13 protein-coding genes are annotated in these 18543 nt (G+C 42.6%); 2 read left to right on the top strand and 11 right to left on the bottom strand.

Annotated elements, in window-relative coordinates; translation table 11 throughout:
* Positions 1-218: 218 nt before the first annotated feature.
* From galK to thrA, 10 genes are all read right to left on the bottom strand, one after another.
* The gene (galK, locus tag EL210_RS07990; RefSeq protein ID WP_018920393.1) at positions 219-1379 is read right to left on the bottom strand and encodes a galactokinase; all 1161 of its coding nucleotides are present in this window, start codon (positions 1377-1379) and stop codon (positions 219-221) included.
* Between the two features lie 86 nt (positions 1380-1465).
* Positions 1466-2779, bottom strand: a complete 1314-nt coding sequence (locus EL210_RS07985) for an MFS transporter (RefSeq protein ID WP_004376376.1) — start codon at positions 2777-2779, stop codon at positions 1466-1468.
* 13 nt (positions 2780-2792) lie between these two features.
* Positions 2793-3884, bottom strand: a complete 1092-nt coding sequence (locus EL210_RS07980) for an aldose epimerase family protein (RefSeq protein WP_004376375.1) — start codon at positions 3882-3884, stop codon at positions 2793-2795.
* Between the two features lie 100 nt (positions 3885-3984).
* Complete coding sequence (locus tag EL210_RS07975; RefSeq protein WP_018920392.1) at positions 3985-5271, bottom strand: bifunctional folylpolyglutamate synthase/dihydrofolate synthase; 1287 nt, start codon at positions 5269-5271, stop codon at positions 3985-3987.
* Position 5272: 1 nt separating this feature from the next.
* Entirely contained in the window at positions 5273-6445 is a 1173-nt protein-coding gene (dnaJ, locus tag EL210_RS07970; RefSeq protein ID WP_004375023.1) for a molecular chaperone DnaJ, read from the bottom strand.
* Between the two features lie 16 nt (positions 6446-6461).
* The gene (locus tag EL210_RS07965) at positions 6462-7058 is read right to left on the bottom strand and encodes a nucleotide exchange factor GrpE (protein WP_018920391.1); all 597 of its coding nucleotides are present in this window, start codon (positions 7056-7058) and stop codon (positions 6462-6464) included.
* Between the two features lie 109 nt (positions 7059-7167).
* Positions 7168-8787 (bottom strand): ABC-F family ATP-binding cassette domain-containing protein, encoded by a 1620-nt coding sequence (locus EL210_RS07960; RefSeq protein ID WP_018920390.1) that lies wholly within the window; start codon positions 8785-8787, stop codon positions 7168-7170.
* An 818-nt stretch (positions 8788-9605) separates the two neighbouring features.
* Complete coding sequence (gene thrC / locus EL210_RS07950) at positions 9606-10907, bottom strand: threonine synthase (protein ID WP_018920389.1); 1302 nt, start codon at positions 10905-10907, stop codon at positions 9606-9608.
* 3 nt (positions 10908-10910) lie between these two features.
* Positions 10911-12140 (bottom strand): cofactor-independent phosphoglycerate mutase, encoded by a 1230-nt coding sequence (locus tag EL210_RS07945; RefSeq protein WP_018920388.1) that lies wholly within the window; start codon positions 12138-12140, stop codon positions 10911-10913.
* A 6-nt stretch (positions 12141-12146) separates the two neighbouring features.
* Positions 12147-14582: a bifunctional aspartate kinase/homoserine dehydrogenase I gene (gene thrA, locus EL210_RS07940; protein WP_018920387.1), complete on the bottom strand. Its 2436-nt coding sequence runs from the start codon at positions 14580-14582 to the stop codon at positions 12147-12149.
* Positions 14583-14838: 256 nt separating this feature from the next.
* On the opposite strand from thrA, the gene EL210_RS07935 reads away from it, so the two are divergent.
* Positions 14839-16425, top strand: a complete 1587-nt coding sequence (locus EL210_RS07935) for an NAD(P)/FAD-dependent oxidoreductase (protein ID WP_018920386.1) — start codon at positions 14839-14841, stop codon at positions 16423-16425.
* Positions 16426-16790: 365 nt separating this feature from the next.
* Entirely contained in the window at positions 16791-17210 is a 420-nt protein-coding gene (locus EL210_RS13580; protein ID WP_018920385.1) for a hypothetical protein, read from the top strand.
* 46 nt (positions 17211-17256) lie between these two features.
* Here the strand turns inward: EL210_RS13580 and EL210_RS07925 are convergent, their stop codons facing one another.
* Positions 17257-18435 (bottom strand): clostripain-related cysteine peptidase, encoded by a 1179-nt coding sequence (locus tag EL210_RS07925; protein ID WP_018920384.1) that lies wholly within the window; start codon positions 18433-18435, stop codon positions 17257-17259.
* Positions 18436-18543: the final 108 nt, after the last annotated feature.

The raw sequence follows: 18543 nt of genomic DNA, 5'->3' as shown, positions 1-18543 counted from the left end.
CCACGTAAGATGACGCAGATTGCAGGGTGATTTGATGCATATTGCATCCCTCTTTGATATGAACTAAAATTGTCAATCCTCTGAAGTCGAGATGTCGTTTGTTGTAGGGAATACCTATTTATAATAGAAATTGAGGTATATCCTCTTATCTTATTTACACGAAAGGAGGGCATCATTATGATGTCCCCCCTTTTTTTTTTAGAAGTAAAGTATGGGGATTAGCACACTTTGTGTGAACCTTCGCTAATCACAACTGGATAGACTTCCGGCTCATGACCATACTTGGCTGCGAACTTAACTTTGGCATCGGCGATGAACTTGTCATAGAGTTCATCTTTGACAAGATTAATGGTGCAACCTCCAAAACCGCCACCCATGATACGACTTCCTGTCACGCCATTTTCTCTTGCGATGTCATTGAGGAAGTCAAGTTCTTCACAAGATACTTCATATTCTTTGCTCAGACCTTCATGAGTCTCGAACATCTTCTGCCCAACGGTTTCGTAATCGCCTTTCTCAAGTGCATCGCAGACAGCAAGTACGCGGTCTTTCTCGCCGAGAACAAAATGTGCACGCTTGTAATCTTCTTCGCCGACTTCGGCTCTAACCTCTTCCAATTGGTCCCATGTACAGTCACGAAGTGTTTCAAATTTAGCCTCCGGATGTTTGGCAGCAATGTGCTTTACCACATTCTCACAGCTGTTGCGACGATCGTTATAGGGGCTTCCTGCAAGTTCATGCTTTACCTTTGAATTTACGAGAACAAGTCGATATCCTTGTGGATTGAATGGGAAATATTCGAATTCACGGCTGCGGCAGTCCAAACGCATCAGTTTACCTTCCTGGCCGAAGACGCTTGCAAACTGGTCCATGATACCGCAGTTTACACCGATATATTTGTGTTCGGTAGCTTGTCCGGCAAGTACCATATCCCATTTTGAAACTTTATTGTCACCAAAAAGATCGTTCAGAGCGAAAGCAAAACAACTTTCAAGTGCTGCACTCGAAGACATACCTGCCCCCAAAGGAACGTCACCATAGAAAGCTGCATTAAAGCCTTTGACATCAACACCAAGGCTCTTCATTTCCTGTACAACACCATAAATATAGCGTGCCCAGCTTGCACGAGGTCCTTGTGGGTCGTTGACTTTGAATTCAACACGATCCTTGAGGTCAATAGAATAGAGCATGACGGTTTCGGTTCCATTAGGGCGAATTTCAGCCATGATACCTTTATCTACAGCTCCGGGAAATACAAAACCACCATTGTAGTCGGTGTGCTCACCAATAAGATTGATTCTTCCTGGAGACATATAGATGCTTCCTGTCTTGCCATCAAAATGCTTGATGAAGCGACTTCTTACTTTTTCAATATCCATAATTTAATAGATTTTAGATTGCTTTTGAGGGGTAAAAGTATAAAGCTCTCATCTTGACTTTACAATATGAGAGCTTTGATTAGATATTAGTCTACGGGGATATCCTTGTTGACATTCTTGCTTCCAATCACAGCATAGAAGCACATGAAAGCTAATGCAATGAGAGGAACAATGTAAGAGAACATATATGATGAATAATCAGCAATGAAGTTCTGTAGCAATGGTAGTAGACCTCCGCCAACAACCATCATCATAAAGATGCCGGATGCAGCTGCTGAGTATTTCCCAAGACCTTCTGTTGCAAGATTGAAAATGCAACTCCACATGATAGATGTGCATAAACCGCAAAGCACTAACAATAGGGCTGCAATAGGAACAATAACCATCTTGAATGATGTACCGGTGAATACCGGCATAGAAACTGTTGTCGATTTACCGAGAATCATGGCCAGAATGATGAGTATCATTCCTGCAACGGTTGTGATTATCATCATCGAACGGCTTGAAACCCTACCGCCAATGAAGCTGCCGATGAAGCGGCCAACCAGCATAAGGAACCAGTAGGTACCGGCAACAAAGCCTCCGATAGCGGCAGCATTCTCTAATAATCCAGCACCCTTCGCTGATGTATCACTGATGTAAAAGTTTAATGTTCCAGGGATGCCAACCTCAACACCGACATAAACAAAGATGGCGATGGTGCCAAGTACGAAGTGACGGAAGGCCCATGGGCTATGTTCAAAGACGGTCTTGCTTGTCGTCTTGCCCATTTCCGGGTCTGCAATAGGAATGAACATAAGTACGATAAAGGCTGTAGCGAATACGCCTAAAGCAATGAAGAGGACTAAATTAACATCGGCCATCTTCGTCGTAGCTGTAACTGTTCCAATAAGGGCACCGACCAACATAGGAGTCAAGGTTCCAGATAAAGAGTTGAGCGTGCCTCCAATGAGGTTCAGCTGATTACCACGATTACCACCACCACCAAGCAGGTTCAGCATGGGATTAACCACCGTGTTGAGAATACATACAGCAAAACCGCTGATGAATGCACCGAACAGATAGACGGCAAAGCCACTGATATCAGCACCAAATTTGCCTGAAATAAACTGAATAAGTACGCCTACAAAGCCTGTTGCAATACCAGTCAAAGCTGTATTCTTGTAGCCAATCTTGGTGAGTAACTTGCCAGCAGGAATACCCATGAAGAGGTAAGCGAGGAAATTCATCGCATTGCCCAGCATACCTATCATGTTCTCACTACCTGTTCCGTCGAACACGTTTTTCCAGATTACACCAATAGGAGCTGCGAGGTTTGTAACGAAAGAAATCATCGCAAAGAGAAACATCATTGTAATAATGGCAATGATGTTTCCTTGTTGTTTAGTGTTTTTTTCCATTGATTTATGTGAATTATTTGTCTACTCCGAATTTGTAGATAGTTTTTTGCTTATATTGTTCCCCTGGATTTAGCACAACAGATGGGAAATAGGGACGGTTTGGACTGTCAGGGAAGTGCTGAGCTTCAAAGCAAACAGCAGAGCGACGAGGATAAGTTGCTCCATGCGTGCCTTTCATGCCATCTTCAAAGTTACCAGTATAGAGTTGAACACCAGGTTCTGTAGTGTACATTTCCATTGTACGGCCACTGTTGGGTTCTGTGACTTTAACGGCGAAACTCAGTTCTCCTTCTTCCTTTTTGTTAAGTACGTAGCAATGATCATAGCCAGAACCATTCTTCAGTTGCTCATTGTCGTCGTCATTGATTCGTTTGCCAATTGCTACAGGTTTGCGGAAGTCAAATGGAGTGCCCTCAACTTTGAGGATTTCACCTGTAGGTATACTGGTTGAGTCTATTGGTAAATAGAAGTCTGCATTGATTTCACATTCAAGATTGTCAACCGTTGGAGTGGGGTTGGCTATACCTGTTAATGAGAAGAAAGCGTGGTGAGTTAAGTTGATAATCGTTTTTTTATTGGTGCACGCTAAATAATCTATAATGAATTCATTATCATCATTAAATGTATAGATAACTGTAGTCTTAAGTTCTCCGGAGAAACCTTCTTCACCATAAGATGAAACGTAATGGAGCACAAGAGACTGATTATTCATCAGCTCTGCATCCCAAACCTTGACATTAAAGCCTTTCTTTCCACCATGCAAAGAGTTTGGACCATTGTTTATAGGCAAGTAATATTCCTTGCCATGAAGTTGAAATCTCCCGTTAGCAATACGGTTACCGTATCGTCCTATCAGTCGACTTAGATACGGTTCTGGGGAGTTGATAACATCATTGATATTATCATGACCTTGGATAACATTGGCATAGTTCCCCTCTCTGTCTGGAACCATGATGGCTACTACTGCACCGCCATAATTGGTTATAGCGACTTCGTTTCCCAAGGCGTTGCGAAGGATAAATAAATCGGTTTTCTTTCCGTTCACTGTGGTCTGAAAATCCTCACGTTTCAGACCACAAATGTTTTCATTTGGAACTGTGTTCATAATATCTTTAAGTTTTTAGTTACTGATATATTTATTGCAAAGTAAATAAAAAATAACGAGTTTCCCAAATGAAAAAGTAAAAAACTTATTCCTTTTTTGATTATTTTTCAACAGAGGAAAGCAAATCTGCAACAATATAACTTGAACCACCTATAAATATGAAGTCTGCATTGTCAGCCTCTGCAAGTGCATGACTATAGGCTTCCTTTACACTCTTGTATATATGGCCACTCAAACCATACAGCAAGGCTTTATCTGAAACTTTGTCTGCAGGTACTGCTCGCTTAGTGGTTGCTTGTGTCCAATAATAAATAGCCTGTTTAGGGAGCATACCCATCACCGTATCAATATCTTTGTCGTCAACCATACCGAACACAATTCTAAGTTGTTTGCAAGGTTGTGCCTTTATCTGTGGAACTAAATATTGCCATCCACCAACATTATGCCCTGTATCGCATATAGCTTTCGGTAAACGGTTCACTTCCATCCACCGACCTATTAAATGTGTCAATGTTGTAACATGGTCTAAGGCACAGATTTCATCGCTTAAATCAATGCCTTGCGCTTTTAACACATTGACCGCATTCAGCAGAGTATTCATGTTCTTAACTTGATAATCACCTGCAAGTTCGGCATGAAAAGAACCAAAGTGTGTTGTTTTGTATGTTCGTCCGCCTGTTTTATCAGCTTCACTATAGATGATTTCTTGATTATCTTGTGCAAAACATATCGGACAGCTCTTTTCTTTTGCTTTGCTTTCGAATATAGGTCGTGTTTCTTTGGTGTACTCTCCGATAATTACTGGAATACCTTTCTTGATAATACCAGCCTTTTCATATGCGATTTGAGGCAGTGTATTGCCGAGAAACTGTGTATGATCAAAACTGATATTCGTAATGATTGATAAGATGGGAGTTATGATATTAGTAGAGTCAAGCCGTCCTCCTAATCCCACTTCGATAACAGCAATATCAACCTTTTGCTCAGCAAAATATTTGAAAGCTAATGCTGTTGTAAGTTCAAAGAAGCTTGGATGGAGTGGTTCAAAAAAGTTTCGTTCTTTTTCTACAAAATCAATAACGGCCTTTTCACTGATACATTGGCCATTAACTCTTATTCGTTCTCGGAAATCTATAATGTGAGGAGAGGTGTAAAGTCCCACTTTATAGCCTTTCTTTTGCAGCATTGAAGCCAGTGAATGTGAACAAGATCCTTTACCGTTTGTGCCTGCTACGTGGATAGTCTTGTATAAACGATGAGGAAATCCAAAGTGCTCGTCCAAAACTTGTATATTATGTAGCCCCTCTTTATATGCAGAAGCACCCACATGTTCGAAAACAGGGGTGCTATTGAAAAGATATTCTGTGGTCTCTTTATAATTCATCATCTCAATTGAAATAGTTCTTAAATTTCTGGAAGATAGTCTGTTTGGTTGTTATATCCCCTTTGAAATTATCACTATTCTTGAATTTTTCAATGGCTATTTTCTCGTCTTTATCAAGTGTCTTAGGGATGTAAACACTGATGTTAACAACCAAATCGCCCATTCCGTTACCATATCCTTGTACGGCAGGAAGTCCCTTACCACGTAGACGTAGCGTTTTTCCAGGCTGTGTTCCTGCGTCAATTTTAATCTTGACTTGGGTACCTTGGATAGTAGGTATCTCTACTTCACCACCAAGAGCAGCAGTCGGGAAGTCGAGTAGGAGGTTGTAAATCACGTCCTGTCCATCTCTAACAAAGGTGTCATTAGGCTCTTCTTCAATCAGAACTTGAATATTGCCTGTGACGCCATTGCGCATACCTGCATTACCCTTTCCGGGAACATTGACAACCATTCCTTGTGCAACGCCTGCCGGAATCTGGATCTCAACGACTTCTTCACCCTTAACAACTCCAGTACCACCACATTCCTTACACTTGTTTTTGATGATAGTTCCTTCGCCATGACATTCGGGACACTCTGTTTGTGTCTGCATCATGCCAAGCATAGTGCGTACGGTTTTCATGACAACACCACGTCCACCACATTTAGGACAAGTCTCACTACTGCTTCCTGCCTCTGCACCACTGCCATGACAATGTTTACATTCTACATCTTTTCGTACCTTGAATTTCTTAGTTACGCCTGTAGCAATCTCCTTTAAAGTGAGACTAACCTTCAGTCGAAGGTCTGCACCACGATATTGGGGCTGTCGTGAGCCACCCCCATTGCCAAAACCTCCAAATCCACCGAAGCCTCCACTATGACCTCCGAAGATATCTCCGAACATAGAGAATATATCATCCATGTCCATACCTCCGCTGAAACCTCCACCAAATCCGCCTGCGCCTTGAGGCCCATTGAACCCAAACTGGTCATATTGTTGACGTTTCTGTGGATCTCGGAGCACATCGTAAGCTTCAGCAGCTTCTTTGAATTTCTCTTCAGCTTCTTTGTTCCCAGGGTTTCTGTCAGGATGAAATTTGATGGCTATCTTGCGATAAGCCATTTTTATTTCATTGTCAGTGGCAGTTTTCTCAACACCAAGTACCTCGTAGTAATCTCTCTTCTCAGCCATAATCTGTTCTGCCTTATTATTGTCCTACAGCTACTTTTGCGTGTCTGATTACTTGATCGTTCATTGTATAGCCTGTTTGAACGCAATCAATTACTTTCCCTTTCTTGTCGTCACCCATACCCGGAACCATGGCTATAGCCTCATGAAAGTCGGTATTGAAGTCTGCTTCGTCAGTCTCAATCTTCTTTACTCCCATGCTTTCAAGGGTCTTTATAAATTTATTGAAAATCATCTGCATACCTTTTTTAATGGCAACAGCATCTTCACTCTTGTCACTCAGTGCACGCTCGAAGTCGTCAAGTATGGGCAGAATGCTTGTAACAGTTTTTCTTCCGCCATTCAGAAGGAGTTCGGCTTTCTCTTTATTGGTACGCTTTCTGAAGTTGTCAAACTCCGCAATCGTACGTAACAGTTGCTCTTTAAGTTTGCTGTTTTCTTCTTTCAGAGCTTCCATCGGATCCTTTTCCTCCTTGCCTGCACTTTCTTCTTCAGGTTCTTTCTCTGTCTCATTGACAGTTTCCTGTTCTGTCTGAGCATGTTCTGATGCAGTGTTCTCTGATTTTTCAGCTGACATGTTTACGTCTTGCTTTATGTCTTCTTCTTTTTTCATCATATCTAATTTTCTGTGAGTTATTGCAAAAAGCATGCCAAAACAATGCCTGAAAGCAGCAGACATATATCGCAATTGATAACTGCTTTACAGCTTTCAGGCATGATATGGTTTAGCAATACATCTTTGCTTTCTGTTCCTTGATGGTCTCATCGTGAATGTATTCATCGTAAGGCATCAATTTGTCAATCGCTCCATTAGGTGTCAATTCAATAATCCTGTCGGCCACAGTTTCAATGAATTCGTGGTCATGACTTGAGAAAAGAATGTTGCCTTTGAAGAGTGTCAAGTTGTTATTGAAGGCTTGAATACTTTCCAAGTCAAGGTGGTTGGTGGGTGTATCGAGGATTAGGCAATTGGCATTCTGCAGTTGCATGCGGGCAATCATACAACGCATCTTCTCGCCTCCCGAAAGTACATTGACCTTTTTCAGTACTTCTTCGCCACTGAATAGCATTCTGCCTAAGTAGCCTTTCATCATGACCTCATTACCTACACCATATTGCCCTAACCAATCTACCAAGTTCAAGTCGCTGTTGAAGAACTCTGTGTTGTCAAGTGGGAGATAAGCCGTTGTAATGGTTACTCCCCATTTATAAGTTCCGGCATCAGCCTCACGATTACCATTGATGATTTCGAAAAGTGCTGTCATGGCTTTAGGGTTGTGGCTCAGAAAAACAACTTTCTGCCCCTTTTCAATATTGAAATTGATATTATCAAAAAGCACAGTGCCATCAGTATCAACAGCTTTCAATCCCTCAACTTCAAGAATTTGGTTGCCGGGTTCACGTTCCATCTGGAAAATGATGCCTGGATATTTACGGCTTGATGGCTTGATCTCTTCAATATTCAGCTTTTCAAGCATCTTCTTTCTTGATGTAGTCTGCTTGCTCTTGGCAACGTTGGCAGAGAAACGACGGATAAATTCTTCCAACTGTTTCTTTTTCTCTTCAGCTTTCAGTTTCTGGTTCTGTGCCTGACGAAGTGCCAGCTGTGAACTCTCATACCAGAATGAATAGTTACCGGAAAAAACGGTAACTTTACCATAATCAATGTCAATCGTCTGTGTAGAAACCGCATCAAGGAAGTGTCGGTCGTGGCTCACAACGAGTACAGTCTGGCTTTCATCAATTTCTCCTAAATAGTCTTCAAGCCATTCAACGGTGTCCAGATCAAGGTCATTGGTAGGCTCATCAAGCAGAAGATTATCCGGTTTACCAAACAAGGCCTTTGCCAACATCACGCGAACTTTCTCTGTATTGCTCAGTTCGCTTACCATTTTCTGGTGTAATTCTTCCTTAACTCCTAAGTTCTGCAACAGTTGGGCAGCCTCACTTTCTGCTTCCCAACCATTCATTTCAGCAAATTTCTCTTCCAATTCTGCTGCGCGATTACCGTCTTCTTCGGTCATTTCTGCCTTTGAATAGAGGCGTTCTCGCTCTTTCATGTTCTCCCAAAGAGGCTGATGTCCCATGAGTACCGTGTCCATAACACGATACTCATCGTATTTGAAGTGATCTTGCTCCAAAACAGAAAGACGTTCGCCCGGCCCGAGCTCTACACTTCCATGGTTGGGTTCCAAGTCGCCACTTATGGCACGCAGCAGGGTTGACTTACCTGCGCCATTGGCTCCAATGACACCATAGATGTTGCCACGGGTAAACTTGATATTTACGTCTTTGTAAAGCACTCTCTTTCCAAATTGGATAGCAAGATTGGTTAATGTTATCATTTTGTCTTTTACCTTATAAATGAAATCTGGTGCAAAGGTAATCAAAAAACTTTGTATTTACGATGTACAGCCTGCTAATTTCGCAATTATATCGTATAATATGGCTTTATAATGTGGTTTCAGTAGCTTTATAAGTGCCTTTGATTGGTTGCATAAGAAGAAGCAAGGCATCTTTATACTTCAATGAGAAAATTGGGGTTCTGCGTAGAAATATATTTTCATAACCACTGTATAAAAGAGATGTTTTAACATCAGATACCTTCTTGAATTTGTAAAGATATCACCATGTTTTTAACACTTAAAATCTTCACTAAACAGAAAAGAAGAATAGGAAAAGTGAGTGTTATTTTTCGATTCCAATGCTCTCTGTTTGCAATTCCATTCGTTTTGCATTGTAATTTGATGCAGATTACATGGCTATTTGACTCAAAACATGGGACAAACTGGTGCAAGTTATGGCGTAATTTGATGCAAATTGCATGATTTTTCAGCGTGATTTCATTCTGTAATTTGCTTTATATTTCGTAATGTGTTGATTGTGAGTATGTTACGATTTATTGAAAAACACCTCTTTTCGAGCGTGTAGGAGAGACTCGTTTCAAATAGACGAGATATGTGAGGGCAATCGTAAATATATTTGAATAGAATTAACACATAATTGGTTTACAGGAATTATGCGGGCGAAGTTGATATGTTTGGCACAGACGATAAATGGAAATGTAGTGCGTATGACAGCATATTGGAAAACGAATTAAAGCCAATCTGCAAGAGAAGCCGATTGACTTTAATCCATGAAAGCAATGTTCAGGGCTTGGCTTTTATGTGTCCATAAGGAACTGCTTGAATGTTTCGAACTGCTTATCCATAGGAATGCTTTGCTTTGTTCCTTTCATGAAGGCTGCCAAACGCTCTGGAACAGCAATCTCTGTAGACAAGATTTCATCTACTTTATCCTTGAATTTTGCAGGATGTGCCGTTTCAAGAAAGAGGCCGGTTTCTCTTGGTTGCAACTGTTCTTTCAGTGCCTTATAGCCACAGGCACCATGAGGATCGAGAATATAATCTGTTGATGCATAGCATTCTTGCATGGTTTTGCGTATCATGTCATCAGTGTAAGTCGCTCCGCTGATGAGTTCAGTAATAGCCTGATGACTGCCATTGAACAGCGTATAGATGCGGGCGAAGTTTGAAGGATTGCCTACATCCATGGCATTAGCCAAGGTCTGTTTGCTGGGTTGAGGCATATATTCACCGGTTCTTAAATAATGGAAGAAGACATCATTGGCATTGTTTGCAGCAATAAACCTATTGACGGGAAGTCCCATTTTATAGGCGAAGAGTCCGGCACAGAGGTTCCCGAAATTTCCACTTGGAACTGATATTACCAGTTTGTCGGCCTTACCTAACCGTTTAAGTTGGGCATATGCATAGAAGTAATAGAATGCCTGTGGAAGAAAACGAGCCACATTGATGCTGTTGGCAGAGGTGAGTTTCATGTGATGATTGAGTGTTTCATCCATGAAAGCCTGCTTGATCATAGCCTGACAATCATCAAATACGCCATCTACTTCCAGTGCAGTGATGTTTTGACCTAAGGTGGTAAACTGGCTTTCCTGTATATGACTCACCTTGTCTTTAGGGTAGAGTACATAGACATGGATACCGTTGACACCAAGAAAACCGTTGGCAACGGCCGATCCGGTGTCGCCACTTGTTGCCACGAGAACGTTGATTTGCTGTTGGCCTTCGCGTTGAATGAAATACTGAAGCAAGCGGGCCATGAAGCGAGCTCCAACATCTTTAAAAGCTAACGTGGGGCCATGGAAGAGTTCAAGCGAATAGATATTATCTTCTATGTGAACGGCGGGAACATCAAAAGATAACGTATCATAGACGATGTTTCGCAAAGCCTCAATCTCAATGTCGCCACCAAAGAAGGCCTTGGATACTTCGAAAGCTATCTCCTGAAAACTTAGTTTCTCAATTTGGTTGAAGAAAGTTGCCGGCAGTTTTTGGATATGTTCAGGCATGTATAGCCCACGGTCGGGAGCTAATCCCTTGATGACAGCCTCTTCAAGCGTGGCTGTAGGTGCCTTTTTGTTAGTGCTGTAATATTTCATTGTTTATTTGATTTTCATGAAAGTTTCCATAAACTGTTGCAGTGAGAGCAGTCCATATTCTCCATGAGTGCAACTCTTTTCATCGTAGGTTGTTACCTTGTCGGGTTGGATATCTCTGTGCCAGATGGCAAAAGGAACGGGTTCTTTGACGTGAGTGCGTATCTCTACAGGCGTTGGGTGATCGGGAAGTAGGGCGATACATACAGGTTCTTCCCACTCACTTACGGCTTCATAGACGGGTTTAACGATGCGGGCGTCAAGATTGCGGATAGTCTGGAGTTTCAAATCAAGGTCTCCGTCATGCCCAGCTTCATCACTTGCTTCTATATGTAGAAACACGAAATCTTGTTTCTTCAGCGCCTCAATAGCTGCTGATGCCTTTCCTTCATAGTTGGTATTAGCCAGTCCGGTTGCACCGGGAACCTTGATAATATCAAGTCCGGCATAGTGACCGATACCGCGAATGAGGTCGACTGCCGAAATGACACTTCCGCTTTTGATCTCCGGATAGCGTTGCATCAGCGTCGACATAGACGGGCGATAACCTCCGCTCCAAGGCCAGATGCTGTTGGCTTTCTCTGTGCGTTGCCGGTTAAAAGGGTGGTTTGCAAGCAGTGATTGGCTCTTGATGATGAGATCATTAAGCAGGTCGGCCGTAGCCTGTGGAGTCATTCTGTCGCTATTGTATTCGGTATATCCCTCTTCAGGTTTAACGAGAAGCGGTTTCCATTCCTCGTTAGGATGATCGTGTGGTGGGGCACAAGTGATGTGTTTATTGCCATTCTTGATGACAAGTAAATGGCGATATTGAATGCCGGTGATGAACTTCACTTGGTCATTACCAAGCTCCTTGTCTAAGAACTTAATAAGTAGATCGCCTTCTTCTGTAGTCAGATGCCCTCCGTGATGGTTCTTGATACGTCCGTTTGCCAGTTCGATGATGTTGCATCGTATTGCCATATCATTGGGTTGCATCTCATATCCAATGGAGGCAGCTTCTAATGGGCCGCGTCCTTCATAGACCTTATTGAGGTCGTAACCCAGGATTGCAGTGTTGGCAACTTCAGAACCGGGGAGAAATCCATCAGGTATAGTGTTGAGCATTCCTGTCTTTCCTTGCTTGGCCAGGAAGTTCATGTATGGTGTATCTGCGTATTGGAGAGGTGTCTTTCCTCCCAATCGGTCAATGGCATGGTCGGCCATGCCATCTCCTAAGATGATGATATGTTTCATACGGAATTAAATGTTTGCAATAGACATGATGTTGGCAAATACACCGGCTGCAGTTACGCTTGCACCGGCTCCATAGCCTTGTATTAACATTGGATACTCCTTGTAGCGCTCGGTGGTAAGCAATACAATGTTGTTGCTTCCTTCGAGATTATAGAACGGATGATTTCGATCAATGGCCTTAAGTTCTACGCTTGTGTGGTTTCCATCAAGTGTTGCTACAAAACGCCAACGCTTATCTTCTTTCTCCAAAGCCTTTCGTTTATTTTCAAAATCAGTGTCCAAGTCGGGCAAACGCTTCCAGAATTCTTCAACACTTCCCTCAAAATATTTCTGCGGAACGAATAGATGCTTCTCTACATCAGCTTGTTCTACTCGATATCCAGCCTCGCGTGCCAAGATAACGAGCTTGCGGACAACATCTGTTCCACTAAGATCTATGCGCGGATCTGGCTCGCTATAGCCCTGCTCTTTGGCTCTTCTGACAGTTTCAGAGAAAGGAACTGTGGCACTGATTTCATTAAAAATAAAGTTAAGTGTACCGCTTAACACCGCTTCAATTTTCAGTATTTTATCCCCCGAATTGCGTAGGTCGTTGATGGTTCCAATAATTGGAAGACCAGCCCCGACATTGGTTTCAAATCTGAATTTGACACCACGGCGGAGGGCAGTTTTCTTGAGTTGTGCATATTTGTCATACTCTCCGCTGGCTGCAAGTTTATTAGCTGCAATGACACTAATATTATGTTCGAGGAAATTTTGATAGAGTGAAGCTATCTCCTTGCTTGCTGTACAATCAACAAAGACACTGTTGAAAATGTTCATCTCCACAATGTGATCGCGTAACTTCTCTGGAGAACTCGGCTCAGAACTTTTCAAGGTCTCGCGGTAGTTGGACAGATTAAGTCCGTCTCGGTTGAAAATTGCATTCTTAGAACTTGCTATTCCCACGACATTCAGCTTCAACTGATTGCGTTCCTTAAGTTCATTATATTGTTTACGGATTTGTTCTATCAGTTTACTTCCTACAGTTCCAATTCCACAGATGAATAGATTGAGCACTTTATATTCAGAGAGGAAGAAAGAATCGTGGAGCACATTAAGAGACTTCCGAAGATATTCACTCTTGACAACAAAGGAAATATTCGTCTCACTGGCACCCTGGGCACAGGCGATAACGCTTATACCGCTTCGGCCTAATGTGCCGAAAAGCTTTCCCGATATACCCGCGGCATGTTTCATGTTGTCACCAACAATGGCGACTGTTGCCAATCCTTTCTTGGCATGCATAGGAAACATGGCACCGTCTTCTATCTCTGCAGAAAACTCTTTATTCAGCACTTTGACAGCTTCATCGGCATCTTCTTCCTTGACACCGATACTTGTAGAATTCTCTGAAGAGGCTTGAGAAACCATGAATACACTGATACCTTCATCGGCAAGTGCCGTGAAAATGCGTCGGTTTACTCCGATAACTCCAACCATAGACAAGCCTGTAACCGTGATGAGTGCTGTGCCGTTTATGGAACTGATACCCTTGATGAGTTTGTTGTCATCATCAATTTTATTTTTAATGGTAGTGCCGGGATAATTCGGGTTAAAGGTATTCTTAACCTTGATAGGTATGTTTTTTACGCATACTGGATAGATCGTCGGAGGATAAATGACCTTTGCACCGAAGTTACAAAGCTCCATGGCTTCAATGTAACTCAGCTCATTGATGGTATAAGCAGACTTGATAACACGGGGATCTGCTGTCATAAAACCGTCTACATCAGTCCATATTTCCAATGCACTTGCATTGAGGGCTGCTGCAAGGATGGCTGCTGTGTAGTCGCTCCCGCCACGCCCGAGGTTCGTTGTTTCGTCAGTATCTCGATCTCGACTGATGAAACCGGGCACAAGTGATATGTGTGGAAGATCGCTGAAAGTATCTCGTACAAGCTTATTGGTTAGTTCACTGTCAAGCGTATTCTTATTATTTTTCCGTTCTGTTTTGATGAAATCACGGCTTTCATACCATTTTGCTCCTCTGATTAGCGTAGCAACAATGACACTTGAAAGTTGTTCTCCATAGCTCACAATAGCATTCTCGGTCTTTTCACTGAGGTCATGAATGAGGTAAACGCCAAAGTAAATGCTCTTCAATTGTTCAAAAAGAGCATCTACTTTATTAAATAAAATAACACGTTTCTTGGTATCGGTAATGATGGTGTCTATCATCTTGTGATGACGATCGACCATGATGTTGAATTCTTCTTTCCATTTTCCATCATGCCTAAGGGCTAATTGTGCGGTGGTAATGAGTTTGTCGGTAATACCTCCAAGGGCACTGACAACAACGATAATGTCTTCACTCTTTGCCTCGTTCTCTACGATTTTCTTTAAGCTGAGAATGCTTTTTACGGAACCAACAGATGTCCCGCCAAATTTCAATACTTTCATTTTATAACAGTTTTGGGTTTGTGCAACCACTCAACAATAGTGGCTTTTCTTGCTGTAGATGTGTTAAACGGATAGCTTTCTTACATATTTCGTTCTCTTTTACCGACCATACAAAAGTGGGAAATGATAACAAAATGCAGTATGAAACTTACAGTTTAATCAAATCTAAGCGCAAAAATACAAAGATTTATTATTGTGACCAACAAAATGAATGATATTTTTCTATTTGTCATCAAATTTGGGTAACTTTGCAAATATGACACAAGAATATCAAATTCGTGTATTGCCCCAGGTGGCCTACACAGAAGAGAATATCAAGCAATATATAGCTGAGGAGAAAGGTCTTGACGTTCGCACACTCTATCAAGTGCGGGTGTTGAAGCGTAGTATAGATGCGCGTCAACGACAAATTTTTGTCAACTTGAAAGTGCGTGCATACATCAATGAGTTTCCACAAGAAGAGGAATTCGTACGTACGGACTACCCAAATGTGGAAAGAGGCAAGCCTGTTATTGTCGTTGGTGAGGGGCCAGGCGGACTCTTTGCTGCACTTCGTTTGATAGAAAAAGGTCTGCGTCCGATAGTTTTGGAGCGTGGCAAGAACGTACGTGAGCGCAAGAAAGATTTGGCTCTGATTACGAAAACGCAGAAAGTTGACGAACAAAGCAATTATAGTTTTGGCGAAGGAGGTGCAGGTGCTTATAGTGACGGTAAACTTTATACACGGAGCAAGAAGCGTGGCAGCGTGGAAAAGATTCTCAATGTGTTTTGTCAGCATGGGGCTTCTGCGTCGATATTGGCTGATGCTCACCCGCATATTGGCACTGACAAACTGCCTCGTGTGATAGAGAATATGCGCAATACTATTCTCAAGAGTGGTGGTGAGGTTCATTTCTTGACAAAGATGACTCGATTACTTATGGTTGAGAATAGGGTAGTAGGTGTTGAGGCTATTGATTTGCAGAAACAATGTCAGTTGGAGTTTCGTGGTCCTGTTATTCTTGCCACTGGCCATAGCGCACGTGATGTTTATCGCTATCTTAATGAAGCAAAGGTTGAGATAGAGGCTAAGGGAATAGCTGTTGGTGTACGTTTGGAACACCCGAGTGAATTGATAGATCAGATACAATATCATAATAAGAATGGCCGGGGAAAGTATCTTCCGGCTGCAGAATATTCCTTTGTGACGCAAGTTGATGGTCGTGGGGTGTATAGTTTTTGCATGTGCCCAGGTGGTTTTGTCATTCCTGCAGCTACAGATAGAGAGCAGATTGTTGTCAATGGCATGAGTCCGAGCAATCGTGGAACGGCATGGAGTAACAGTGGTATGGTTGTAGAGATGCATCCGGAGGATTGCATGAAGATCGTTGGTGAAGATAAAGAGGATGCTTTGAGCGTGATGCGTTTTCAAGAAGAATTGGAGAAAACGTGTTGGCAGCAGGGGAATATGAAGCAGACTGCGCCTGCACAACGAATGGCAGACTTTGTCAGTGGCCGTCTGAGTTACGACCTTCCCAAGAGTTCATACGCCCCCGGGCTTATCAGCAGTCCGCTTCATTTCTGGTTCCCTGCCTTTGTAAGCAAGCGATTGCAGGCGGCATTCAAGGTCTTTGGAAAGAATGCCCACGGTTTTCTGACGAACGAGGCGGTGATGATTGCAGCCGAAACAAGAACGTCAAGCCCCGTAAGGATAATCCGCGACAGAGCCACATTGCAGCACGTGCGCTTGCAGGGGCTGTTTCCTTGCGGTGAGGGTGCGGGCTATGCGGGCGGTATTGTGTCGGCGGGAATTGACGGAGAACGGTGTGCAGAAATGGCTGCTCTCTATGTGGAAGGCCTGTAGTTCTTCACGTTTTCATGAAAAACAGCTCGGATACGGGAGTAAATCATCATTTTTCGGGAAAATCTGTCTATATGTAGGAGTAAATCATCAATTTTCAGGAAATTCTGTCCAGATACGGGAGTAAATTGTCGATTTTCGGGAAACTTGTTTAGATATGGGGTACAATCAACGAAAAACAGAAGAAAGAGGCTTTCGTAGAGGTACGATTGATGAGAAACGCAGAAAACAAGGCTTCGTACCCCTACGATGAGCGAAAAAACACGAAAAATCACGCTTCGTAGGGGGTACGATGAACAGGGAAACAGCGAAAAACGTCTTTCCTTCACGAGGGAAAAGAAGAAAACAGTGAAAATTAACTTTCCCTCATGGGGGAAAACAAGAAATTAGCGAAAACCGGCTTTCCCTCACGGGGGAAAACAAGAAAACAGCAAAAAACGGATTTCCCTCGTGAGGGAAAACCAAAAATCAGCGGAAGATACTTTCCCAAAATTGGGAAGACGAGAAAATGTGGAAAATCGGATTTCCCAAGCTTGGGAAGAACAAAAAGCGGAAGAAAATGGCTGTCCCAATATTGGGAAGATCGAAAAACGTCGAAAAAATGCTTTCCCAAACTTGGGAAGAATAAAAAATCTCAAAGGCTGCATTTCCCAACCCTTGGAAGAACAAAAAATATTGTTGGGAGCTTTTCCAACCCCTTGGACGAGCGATTTTTTCTATTTTTCATTCATCCAACCCCTTGGACGGGTAATTTTTTTCGTTTTTCATTCATCCAAGCCCTTGGATGAGCGATTTTTCCCATTTTTCATTCATCCGAGCCCTCAGACGAGCATTTCAATGCGTGGCTTTCCACCAATCCGTTTGCTGTTTGGTGTAGTAAACAGTAGAGTTTCTTGTCGGGTCACTAATCGTAATGCCGCAGAACTTACTGACCTTATACGTGTTTGCAGAATATTGGGCATCCCCCGGACGATAAGGGTTTGTATATATCGTATATAGATAAGGGGTGCATGCCTTGTGAGGAACCAAATCTTTTAATGCCTGATCAAAGTTTGCACGAAGTGGCGGCAGAACGCCGAGTTCGTCGATATAAGAACTTAGGTCGAAAAAGACGTGATTGTCGTATCCGTCGAGAAACTGCACGTTGTTCAGATTACTCGTGTTGAATGTATAAGTCTGATTAATCGCTTTCATGACAGTAGCCATGTCTTCAATATATTTTCCACAGCGTATGGCAGAGAGTGAACCATAGGGCAGGGGGGGGCTTGAATAATGCTGATAGAAGCCGTCAATCCATTTCCCGTAGTCGGGTTGCCCTATGATGTGGCCAAAAACCTCACTGTATGGGATGCCGTCTGCCAGCACTTCGCTTGTTGAGCCTACAAGATAATCGGTAACATCTTTCAAGGCATAAGCGGTCTCTACGTTGGCCATATAGCAGTCGTCAAAACATATAAATCTCACCTTTTTCATCTGAGATTGTGCAATGGCATCCCGAAGGTCGCTGATATTGTATTGTGTAGCCTGCTCTGTACCGCCGAAAGCGCGGCTTGAAGCACGCGGCATGGTATTGTCACTGCCTCGTGGAGTCCAACCGCTTCCATGACAACCAATCAGCAGACTGTACTTTCCTGTAGTGCTGTATGAAGTGACAAGGTTCAGGAGGCTTTCCAAGTTAGCTTCAGATACTGACACAAAACCGGCATTTGTTCTGAGAGTATCGAATTCGCAGCGTTGCTGTGTTATGTTATATTTCATGCGGAAAATAACACTTTGGCTCTGACTGTTAGCTTTGAAAACAATGATATCAGTACCTTTGATGCCCTTTGAATTATCAATATATGCCTTCATACCTGCAATATTTTTATCAAAGTAATAATTCAAATTGCCTGCTGAAGAAATTGTTGACCCCGTCCACGGCATATACACGAACAGCGTTTGCGTGGTTGTTTCATACGAATCATAAATCGGAATGTCATCATGGCATGAGGATAATGCCAATGCCAATATCATAATGATTAATCCTGAACAATATTTCCTCATCATAAGCTTGCGTATTCTTGTTTAGTGTTGCGTGTTGATAAAGCCGACCTCACTTTGTCATAGCTTGTAAGCTATATA

The organism is Segatella oris, from assembly GCF_900637655.1.
In the GTDB taxonomy this organism is placed as follows: Bacteria; Bacteroidota; Bacteroidia; order Bacteroidales; family Bacteroidaceae; genus Prevotella; species Prevotella oris.
This window is presented reverse-complemented; position numbering and strand designations above follow the sequence as displayed.